The following is a 256-nucleotide window of genomic DNA, read 5'->3' on the forward strand; positions in this document are numbered from 1 at the left end:
TTTTAACGGCGGTGACGGTACTGACCAGCATGGATCAATCTGATTTAATTGAATTGGGAATAACATTGACACCTGCAGAACAGGCAGAACGTTTAGCGTTACTGACAAAATCTTGTGGTCTTGATGGTGTCGTCTGCTCTGCACATGAAGCAACGCGTTTTAAACAGGTTTGTGGTGACGATTTCTTATTAGTCACGCCGGGGATCCGTCCAGCAGGAAGTGATGTTGGCGATCAGCGTCGCGTAATGACACCAGA

General features: G+C 46.9%; 1 protein-coding gene. It reads left to right on the top strand.

Features of this window, described 5'->3' with window-relative positions; all coding sequences use genetic code 11:
• A partial coding sequence (locus tag BHE89_RS02390; RefSeq protein ID WP_171742434.1) for an orotidine 5'-phosphate decarboxylase / HUMPS family protein occupies positions 1-256 on the top strand: 256 nt, incomplete at both ends.

Source organism: Shigella sp. FC1967 (genome assembly GCF_001743005.1).
Lineage (GTDB): Bacteria > Pseudomonadota > Gammaproteobacteria > Enterobacterales > Enterobacteriaceae > Proteus.